Genomic DNA, 10572 nt, shown 5'->3' with positions numbered 1-10572 from the left:
AATGTTTATCACATCAATTAGGATTCATAAACCCGTATAAACAGGTTCAAATCCTATCTACGCATTCTAAACCTTAGGATTATCCTAAGGTTTTTTTGTATAAATTCCACAATTCGTTGGAAAGGCTTATTAATAGCATGATTTTGGTAGGGGGCTTCTCGAATGACCAGTAAAGAAGAAATTCTGGACAATAAACAAATTCTTCATTCTTTTGCGAAATGGTTAATGGGTCAAAATAAATCCGATGGTACGATTAAAACCTATGTGGGAGTCATCTCCCAGCTTCTTCAATGGTTTAAAGATGAGGCGGAAGAGATTGAAAAATCCCACGTCCAAACCTATTTAGACGATATGGAACAGTCAAACAAGAGTGGAGGAACGATTGAAAAACATTATTCAGCCATTACCATGTTTTCCAGGTTCCTTGATAAACCCGAAATCGTCCACAACATCGATCGTAAAGCAAAGGAAAAGAAAGAAGATCCGCCAAAAGCCCTGAACATGCTTGAGCAAGCTGCTCTCCTAAAAGAAATCGAGGCCTCTGGGCATTTCAGGAATATTGCTATTGTCTACACAATGATTCATACGGGTATCCGGGTGTCCGAACTTTGTGATTTGAACCATAGTGACATTCAAAAAGAGGGAGAAAGGCAATATATCCTCATCCGGGATTCAAAAGGTGATATAGACAGGAAGATTCCACTCTCCATGACTGCTAGTGAAAAGATCAAGGCATACAAGGAATTTTTAAATATGGACACGGAAGCCATCTTCATATCCAGTGTGAATCAACGCATAACGCCAAGGTCCGTGCAATATATGCTGACTAAATATAATGCGACTCCCCATAAGCTGCGGAATACGTTTTGCCAAACATTAATCGATAAGGGGATAGACCTTCAAACCGTTTCAAAATTGATGGGGCATAAAGATTTGAACATGACCAAACGTTATATAGGAGAAGGAAAAGAAGAATTGGAATCAGCCATTGAAAATACTTTTGATAATTTGTAGGATTGGGAATACTTAACGATATACAAGAAGTTTTCCTTCATTATATAAAGTTCCAATAGCACGGGGAATTTCTTACTGATGATTTAAAAATAGCATTTCTTTTATAAAGTGTAGGCCTTTTAAAGGACAGGTTAAAAAGACTAGGAATTTTTAAGGCGATGATTTCTTTTGGTGAATGCCACCCAAAACAACCCTTTGGTAGCCAGAGGGTAAATAAAAATGGAATCTATTCTATATACTGTTCCAGGTATTGGCCTCACCTAGGGTAGACTAGAAAACATCATTGGACTTCTTATTCTACAATTTAGGGTTGCAGGGTAGTTTCTCTTAGTAGTTTCTCGGCTTCAATTATACAAGCACCCTTGTCATGTAGGTATTCATGTGAGATACCCCTTTTTAATGCTGTTTGTTCCATTAATCTAATTTCATGATACATAGCACCAGACAAGATTCCTTTTTCAATGTTCTTATTTATTTCATAATAAAATCCTGCCAATAATTCTAACGGTAATTCATCGTAAAGGGAACTTTTTTTGTTCTCCATAAAGCACCTCCTCATTTTACAATAAAACTAGCATACATATTTGTAATAAAAACATAAGGGATCTTAAGGGGAGCTTTCAAGCTAGGGAAACCCTGAATTTGACCGAATACAGAGTTTTTTTGTATGTGAATAACATGATTGATGAATCACTGTTTCCTATTCGGAAGAAGCTAGCTGTTGCATAAATAGGGGATTTCTTCTATGTACTGTTCCGGATGGATATTGGCCCCACCTACGCCAGATACTATGACGGCCACGCATGCCATCCAACTTATTATCATCATAAAAGAAAGCGCTTACATTGTCAAGGGTTTCATTTGGAAATACAAGCAAAAACCTCTTGGTATGATAAAAGGATCACAGGCTGATAGGATGAAGGGACTAAAATTAACAAAATCAGCAGATCTATTATTTTAATAATATCCAAAAAAGAAAATGTTGTATTTCACAAAAATGGTTGAGCGCCGTTTAAAGCTAAAAAATTTCCGAAATGGGAGGTATAGCATTGTTACACCCGTTCGTTAAGTACACTTTTACGAACAGTTATTTTTTCGATAAAATCCTCTTGTTTTAACGTTCGTTAAAGTTTAAAAACACTTTACGAACGTTCAGTGTTTTACATACACTTTTACGAACGTTTTTGGTAGAATAGTAGAAAGAAATAGAATGAGGAGTAAGAAAATGGATGTTCGTAAATTCGGATATATAAGAGTCAGTAGCAAAGATCAAAATGAAGGACGTCAACTTCAGGCCATGAAAGAAAAAGGATTAGATGAACGAGATATCTTCCTAGATAAACAAAGTGGGAAAAACTTTGACCGGACTCAATATCAATTGTTAAAACGTATGATCCGGAAAGGGGATGTCCTATATATTCATTCACTCGATCGTTTTGGCCGGAACAAGGAAGAAATTCTACAAGAATGGAATGACATCACGAAAAATATCCAAGCAGATATCGTGGTCATGGATATGCCATTGTTGGACACTACTCAATTTAAGGATAGTTTAGGGACCTTCATCGCAGATCTTGTTTTACAAATCCTTTCCTGGATGGCGGAAGAGGAGAGGGACCGTATACGAAAACGGCAGCGTGAAGGAATTAATGTGGCTTTGCAAAATGGTGTGCCCTTCGGCCGACCGAAAGCTCAAGTAACCGAAGAGCTTAAAGAAGTGTATGATCGTTGGAAAGCAGGAGAGATGACAGCCGTTAAAGCCATGGCTGTATTAGGCGTTAAAAAAACGACTTTTTACAAGTTGGTTAAAGAATATGAAAAAGACTCTAATAAAAAAGCTATATAATAGAAGAAACTCGTCAAAAAAAGTAGCCTTTGCTCCCTGTATCCCAGCCTTGTTTAGTCCAATTTTTCACTTCAGATGAACTGCACCCCAATTGTTAGACAAAATCTAACAATTGGAGGTGCAGTTTTTTTGACTAAATATACGATAGAGGAAAAATCAAATGCAGTTTTAGAGTACTTAGAAGGGGGGGGCCTACCACATGCCCATCAAGTCAAGAAAATCGGTCACCCTCAAAACGATAAATTGAACTTAGAAGTTACAAGAAAGTCCAAAAATTCTTCTTGGGGTCCTACAAAACTTTAACTTGATGGCAATGTGGTAGGACCCCTATATGTCTGTTGTAAGAGTAATACAGTTCAAAATGTCCATTTTTTATAGAGTATATGTAAATGCATTTTCCACCTCCTCCTAGGTACAGGTGTACTGGAAGAACTATTTTAACACCAATTATTATAACCAGCTCGCATATTAACATTTTATCACTAAGAATCAATTTAAAAGATGCTTGACCCAAAAAATAGTTAAGTGAAAAATATTTGTATATGAAAATTTTGGAAGAGTGTATAATATTTATAGGTAGATTGGATTATGAATCTGTTTTTTAAAATAGGAGGTTATTATTTTGAAGCAATTATTAAATACTAGGGGATCTATGTGGAAAAAGTGGGATCTACATGTTCATTCTCCCTCCTCTAAACTTCACAATGAATTTGGAGAATGGGATGAATATTATAGAGCTTTAGAGGGTTTATCTGATATAAGTGTATTGGGTATTACAGACTATTATTCTATTGAAGGATATCTAAGGGTAAAACATTATAAAGATAGTGGAGGATTACCGAATATCGATTTGATAATACCTAATATTGAACTCCGAATTGATACTGTCACTAATAGAGAGAGACCTATTAATTTACATATTATTTTTTCGCCATATGTAGTTGAGCATATTGAAGACAAATTTTTATGTGAATTGAAATATGAATATGGAGGAAGAACATTTAGTTGTGTTGAATCCGATCTGATTTCATTAGGTAAACTAGCTAATTCTACTATAACCAGTGACGAAACAGCACTAAGAGAAGGTATGAATCAATTTAAAGTTTCTATCTCCAAGATTGAAAATATTTTACAACAAAATAGGAGCTTATTCAATGGGAATTATATAACTATTGTAGCAAATAAAGAGACTGATGGAGCATCTGGATTAAGAGATTCATCAATGCGAATGGAACAGCAAAAGATTTATCAGTTTGCAGATGCAATATTTTCAAGTAGAGCTGGAGATAGAAAATTTTTCTTAGGACAAGCCGCGGGACATCCAAAAGAAGTAATTGTTGAACGCTTTGGTTCATTGAAACCTTGTCTACACGGATCTGATGCTCATAGTATTGATAAAATTTGTAAACCTGATTTGAACCGCTACACTTGGATTAAAGCTGAACCATCATTTCAAGGACTACTGCAAATAATTCATGAACCAGAACACCGTGTTGTTATACAAGAAAATAATCCAGATACTAAAAGTGATTATAATGTTATCGACTCAGTACATTTTTTAAATAATGAGAACTTCAACGATACTAAAATTAAGCTTAATCCTGGTTTAAATACAATAATAGGTGGAAAATCGTCTGGTAAGTCTTTGCTTTTGTATAAAATAGCTCAAGCTATTTCAAAGGAGGAGGTAGAGTCTCGTGGTAAAGAAAGACATTGGAAAAATCCATATGCTAACAGCTTTATAGAAAATGTTGATTTTAAGGTAAGTTGGAGGAATGATGATATGTCTACTCCTTCAGATAATAAAGGGAAAGTAACTTATATACCTCAAATGTATATCAACTCCTTATCTGAAGAAACTGCTGATGAAGACTTACAAAAAAAAATAAAGGAAATATTAATACAAAAAGAAGAGAATGCCACATTTCTCGTCCAGAAACGAGAGGTTATTAATAGACTGAGTAGTACCATGAGGAACGATATAGTAAGATTGTTTGAGAAAATTAATGAACTGGACTTAGTTAAACAAGATATAAAAAGGATTGGGGACAAAGCAGCAATTGAAAAGGAACAAACTAAATTACAAATATTAATTGATGAAAAGTTGAAAATATCTAGCTTATCAGAAACAGATGAAAATGAAATGAAGGAACTTGAAAAAAAAAGCCAAGATATACTCAAGTATATAATGAGGCAACAAAAAAAAATTCAGCAAGTTGATTTTGCGTGCGGCAAATTGGATTTAATTTTAGATGATGTAAACGGTAATCTTCAGGATTTACATCAAGATTTAAACGAAGAAGCTCTAGTAATAATGGAAGACCTGCAAACAGAGGTTAATGCTGCATTTTTAAAGGCACAAACTAATTTAAATGAGAAGAAAGAAAGCTTTATAAGCTTAGAGCTAAATCAAGTACTTCAACAGAAGGAGATTACAAATAAGCTTAATCCATACATGGATAAGATAAAAGAACTATCAGATATTACAGAATTAAAAACAAGAGCTGAAGAACAAGATGAGTTAATAAAACAAATTGAGGAACATAGTAGAAAAGAAATTGGGTTATTATCATCCATAAATCAAATAAAACAAGAAATAATCAATAGCTTTAAAGATTATTTTATTACATTAAAAGAGGTAAAAGGTTATTTTGATGGTAAAGCAGAATTTAAAAGTTTAACTTTAAATGCGAGTATTTTGTTTGATCAATCGAAATTTGAAGATAGCTTCATGTCACTTTTCAATAGGCGAGGAAGAATAACAAATATTTTTCCGGAAAATCAAATGGGAATTTTTAACGAAAATGAAGAATTTTTATTTAAGGAGGAAACGTACTTAGACAAAATAGAGTATCTTTTTAATAGTATTATTCAAAGGAAAAAAGAAGAACTTAAACTTAAACAATCTTTTACTAATCAGGAAGCTGTAGAAGCACTTTTGAATACTTCTGCAATTAAGGTAGTTTATGACTTAAGCAAAGATGGAGATAGCCTTAAACAAATGTCGCCAGGTAAACGGGGGCTTGTACTATTAGAGCTATTTCTTGAAATGAGTGAAGAAAAGCATCCGATCCTCATCGATCAGCCCGAAGATAATTTAGACAATCGAACAATTTCAAAAGATTTAGTTCAGTTTATTAAAAGTAAAAAGGAAAACAGACAAATAATAGTAGTCACACATAACGCAAACCTCGCTGTTCTCACAGACTCTGAAAATGTGATTGTGGCTAATCAAGATCATCAGTTACAAGAGAATCATACACATCGTTTTGAATATATCTCTGGCGCATTAGAGTGTGATTTTATAGAAGATGATAGCTTGAAAATAACTTCTAAAGGTATAAAATCTCACGTTTGTGAAATTTTAGAAGGTGGACAAGAAGCGTTCGAGATAAGAGAGAAAAAATACGGATTTTAATACCAGTTTTTTTTCTTCGAGTTCATTTATCGATGGACTACATATCATGAGTATTCCATTAATTTTGATTTTATTAGTAAAAGTAACTTAGAGTGGAACTTCAAAGAGTAAACTCATTCAGTTGGAATCGAACGAGTAGAAAAGAGCAGCTAGCAGGCTGCTTTTTTCTATACATAATAGAATTTTAGTTTTTCATATCCTTAGTAATAGTAAGGATATGGATATTGTGGGTCTTGATAATAAGAAAAACCTGGTGTGGATTTAAAACAAAGTTTGATAATTTATAACAAAGTCTGATCGTTTATAATAAAGATTGATAATTTGTAAAAAAGTTCAGTTAAAAATCCTTTGATGATGTGGAGGATTTTTTTCTTTCAGCAATCGGACCAGAATGTAGAGAATTAAATTAATATCTAGCTTTATTTGATATGGGGTGAATTTATGAATAATGATGATAGTAAAGACAATGATTTTATGGATGAATTTGAAAAGGTGTTAGCAAAAGGGCTTGAGGAATTTAATGAAGCGTACAGAAATCATCAAGCGTATTTGGACGAACACTTTCCAACTGATATTCCAAATAAAGTATGTAATCATGCTTTCATAGATGGAATCAAATTTGAAAATAGTTTTAAACCTAAAGTACACGACTTTTTTCCGTTAATGAAATGTGGTGATGAAGAATTATTCTTATGGACACATACAAAAGATTCATATACCGCATTAGTCTCAAGGGTCTCTGACAATGTAAAGGATAAAAATTTCTGGAAGAACATTGGAACGGTTATTCAACTAGCATACTCTTACTCTAGAAACTTTGAGCACACTATGGAATTGGATTATAAATGGTGTTATTATTTTGATCCAAATATATCAATATCAGAGCAGGAAATATATGATTGTAATGACTCCGATAGATATAGTTTACTGAATGGTACTATTTTAAAACTCACTGATCTATATTTTATTTCTCCAATTATAGAACTGGTTTTACGTGATGATAAGGCATATACTGCTATGAGTAACTATTATGCATCTATGAAAACACATTATTGTTGTTTAATATGTGAGCTAGATCGACATCCCTATAAAAAACACCCAAGTCATGAACCAAAATTTTGGGAGCAAGCAAATGTAATATCTGATTATGAAGCAGCAATTGTACAAGCTTGCAGATGTGTTGAAGCGTTAATAGGAAAACCGCCTAACAAAGAAAATAGAAGCCGTTTTTTAGAACATAAACAAAAATGGCTTAACCAACTTGGTATAAATCCAGATCATGAATTCACAAAAGGTGAAACTACATATATAGATTTCTACTATAACTTTTTAATCTTAGAAATGCAGCTGCACATAGTTATGGAACGATACCTTTTGAACTCGAAAGGAAACAAGCTGTAGAAGCACAATGCTTTGCTTCGTTATTGCTTGATGGGTATGTCGCAAAGAATGTTTTATCGAATGAAATTGTTATAGGGAAACTTAGTATAAATCAGAAACTAATAGAGAAAGTTGATGAAAAAATGAGTACCCCTAAAACATATCAAGTAGATGAGTAATATTTAATGAAATAATGATTACAGAAATGATCAAACATTTTTATAAAAAATACTTCGATTGAATATTTTAAAGGTTCGTTTTGATCAATCTTTTTTCAAAACAAACCTTTTCTTTTTTTTGTTTATCAAAGTTATTGGTATCAATTTAATCAATCTTTATTTTAAAGCGACACCTGGACATTCAGGGGGTGTAGGAGAGGTACAGTTATGGGGTGGTAACCAAACTAAATCTGATATTTGTCTAGGAGATTTTTAAGAGCTGCTGAAACAAGCCATTTATTATGCACCTGAGGATGTCGATAAGTTGAAAAAACTTTTTAACAAATTAGGTGTTGACCATAGCCAAAAAGAACATCAAAAAAGAAGCATCAACGAATTGATACTTCTAACAAGTTTAAATGTTATTTGTTAAATTCTTTTTCTAAATTAGTTAAAGCTTCATTAACATTATTGCTATACCTTTCTTTTGCTTCTACGTTATCTTGACCAATTGCAGTGTAATACATTTGATAACCATTAATTAATTTCTCCATTTCCATAATTACATTCTCTTCGGATGGATAATCCTTATAATTCACAATGTATTCTTCGTTAAATTTAACAATCTGTTCCTGATTACTATCACTAATATATTCACCATTTGACCAGCTATTTTCGATTGCAAGATAAATTTCTTCTGCTTCGTTGTATAAAGTATTATCTTTAGCTTGTTCTTGACATCCACATAAAATAGATATCAATGTTATAAAAATTGCAAGTGGAAAGTATTTGGACAAATCTAACACCCCTTCTAAATATTATCATAGCATACGATAATATTTAGAAGGGGAGGAAGTTTACAATATAAAATACGGATTTTATTTTCAAATATTACACTTTAGATCTGTCTTTTAGTATTAGGTTTCATGAAATACGGATTAATTATTTTATCATTGCAGCGTATAACTTTATTCATTATTTGATAATTGTAGCTATTATAGTCATTTAAAATTCCAGCGTTATTTATATAAAGTTGAATCAAACTTTTGCACAATTCAGGGTTCATATTTATATCAGATTCCCAAAGATAAAGAATGTTTATATTATGCTTATTTTTTATATATGTTCTTTTAGATTTATCTATTTTCACCCTTGTTAGTTGAGTATCATTGAGATTGCCATAAGAACTGTATTTTGTAGGGTTACTGTGCCAATAGTCTCCCATAACCTCTATTATAAGATTCGATTTAATTAAAAAATTATCCACTGCGTAAAATTGATAGGGTTTTTCATTTTCAAATTCTATATTCATTAGCTTTAACATTTTATTTGTCTTAATCTGACAAGAGGTTTTTAATTTATTTGTACGATTACTTAGAAAGATACCTTGATAAGATTGTCTACACTCACTTGAGCAAAAGTGATATTCATATTTCATCAACTGGTGTTCCCATCTTGTAACCTTTTTACTGCAATTATCACACTCTATAATACGTACCTTAGTCGGTATATTTTGTTTACCAACGCCTATTCTCTGACATTGTTTTGAACAGTATTTTGCCCTATCTTTTCTATTTGGTGGCACTTCAAAAGGCTTTTCACAAATGTTACATATGATTGAATAAGGTTGCTTATAATTTATATTGTTTTCTCCTCTATGTTCTTTTCCAATTAAAATATTTTGGCAAGTGCGACTACATGTAATGAAACTCTGCTCTCCATTAAGAAGTTTTTCATATCTGTATTTTTTCACTTTTATAGGTTTTTCACAATTAACACACTTTATCTCAACCTGTGTGTTAGTGAGACTTACATTATTTTTCCTGAAATTTTTATAACACTCGTTTTTACAGAAATGATTAACTCTTTTTATCGCTAAACAATATTTCTGTTTAAACTCTTCTGAGCAATTATCACATTTTAAAAAAATATTGACTTTAGAATTTACCATTAAATCTATATAATTAACTTCAAATTCATCCCCAAAATTCGTAAACGCGTATCCTTTAGAAATAAACCATTCTTTATTTGAATAATGCCATTTTGCTAATGCCTTCTGCTCTTCGATAATCACGCTAACCCCTCCTTTTATTTAGAGAAAAATCCCGTCCAGTTTCTATATTTCATAATTAAAGACTATGACTAAGTTACAATAATGAGAATTGTGTGTTACTGATATATTAGTTTACATAATACTGATTATTGATACACAAAAAGCCCTTTATTTGTTTATTTTCGAATGAAATTCTAGTGTTTTTATGAGTCCAGTTCATCTTGAATCCTATAAACCTGGTGCCTCACATGCTGGTATTTATATAGGTGGTAATTCACAGCTCCTCATTAAATGGTGTAAGCATCTCCTCTATGGATAATAGTTATTGGAAGTAAGATATTTAGGAGCATAAAGAATGTAATAGAGAAAGTTGCCAGTTCTTTTTTTAAGAGACTGGCTTTTATAGCTTTATCAATAGGTTACGATACTATAAGTCCTATGGATGGTAGTATCCTTTATTGAGTAGACAGTCTCTTATTTTTTCCATTCTTCTTCACTATGGTTTACGAAATAAAGTCTTGGCGAATAATCGTAAAATGTATGGTATTGATACATAAAAAATTTGTATTTTTAAGATACAATTTTAGGTTTTATTTCTCCCAGTAACACTTGGGTTTAATGGATACTCCATATACCATATATAAATTTTTTAATTTATCCCGTAATAAATCCATATTACAACGAGGGACATCTTCGTTCCATA

General features: G+C 32.2%; 9 protein-coding genes. 6 read left to right on the top strand and 3 right to left on the bottom strand.

Annotated elements, in window-relative coordinates; genetic code table 11:
* The first annotated feature begins 162 nt into the window (after positions 1-162).
* Entirely contained in the window at positions 163-1014 is an 852-nt protein-coding gene (locus ACSR9O_RS27155; RefSeq protein ID WP_491725418.1) for a tyrosine-type recombinase/integrase, read from the top strand.
* A gap of 304 nt (positions 1015-1318) precedes the next feature.
* Here ACSR9O_RS27155 and ACSR9O_RS27150 read toward each other — a convergent pair whose 3' ends face one another.
* Complete coding sequence (locus tag ACSR9O_RS27150; RefSeq protein WP_491725417.1) at positions 1319-1558, bottom strand: hypothetical protein; 240 nt, start codon at positions 1556-1558, stop codon at positions 1319-1321.
* A gap of 681 nt (positions 1559-2239) precedes the next feature.
* On the opposite strand from ACSR9O_RS27150, the gene ACSR9O_RS27145 reads away from it, so the two are divergent.
* The 5 genes from ACSR9O_RS27145 (at position 2240) to ACSR9O_RS27125 (ending at position 8093) form a co-directional block, all read left to right on the top strand.
* The gene (locus tag ACSR9O_RS27145) at positions 2240-2860 is read left to right on the top strand and encodes a recombinase family protein (RefSeq protein ID WP_491725416.1); all 621 of its coding nucleotides are present in this window, start codon (positions 2240-2242) and stop codon (positions 2858-2860) included.
* A 129-nt stretch (positions 2861-2989) separates the two neighbouring features.
* Positions 2990-3163, top strand: coding sequence for a hypothetical protein (locus tag ACSR9O_RS27140; protein WP_491725415.1), 174 nt, complete (start codon positions 2990-2992; stop codon positions 3161-3163).
* Between the two features lie 319 nt (positions 3164-3482).
* A complete protein-coding gene (locus tag ACSR9O_RS27135) occupies positions 3483-6278 on the top strand; it encodes a TrlF family AAA-like ATPase (protein ID WP_491725414.1) in 2796 nt (931 codons plus the stop codon).
* A gap of 441 nt (positions 6279-6719) precedes the next feature.
* A complete protein-coding gene (locus ACSR9O_RS27130) occupies positions 6720-7679 on the top strand; it encodes a hypothetical protein (protein WP_491725413.1) in 960 nt (319 codons plus the stop codon).
* Positions 7680-7895: 216 nt separating this feature from the next.
* Positions 7896-8093: a hypothetical protein gene (locus ACSR9O_RS27125; protein WP_491725412.1), complete on the top strand. Its 198-nt coding sequence runs from the start codon at positions 7896-7898 to the stop codon at positions 8091-8093.
* A 145-nt stretch (positions 8094-8238) separates the two neighbouring features.
* Here ACSR9O_RS27125 and ACSR9O_RS27120 read toward each other — a convergent pair whose 3' ends face one another.
* Both ACSR9O_RS27120 and ACSR9O_RS27115 read right to left on the bottom strand, forming a co-directional pair.
* Complete coding sequence (locus ACSR9O_RS27120; protein ID WP_491725411.1) at positions 8239-8613, bottom strand: hypothetical protein; 375 nt, start codon at positions 8611-8613, stop codon at positions 8239-8241.
* A 101-nt stretch (positions 8614-8714) separates the two neighbouring features.
* The gene (locus ACSR9O_RS27115) at positions 8715-9890 is read right to left on the bottom strand and encodes a PDDEXK family nuclease (protein WP_491725410.1); all 1176 of its coding nucleotides are present in this window, start codon (positions 9888-9890) and stop codon (positions 8715-8717) included.
* Between the last annotated feature and the right edge of the window lie 682 nt (positions 9891-10572).

The sequence above is a fragment of the Peribacillus sp. B65 genome, from assembly GCF_058513295.1.
The sequence above is the reverse complement of the archived record's forward strand: the minus strand, read 5'-3'. Positions and strand labels throughout refer to the sequence as shown.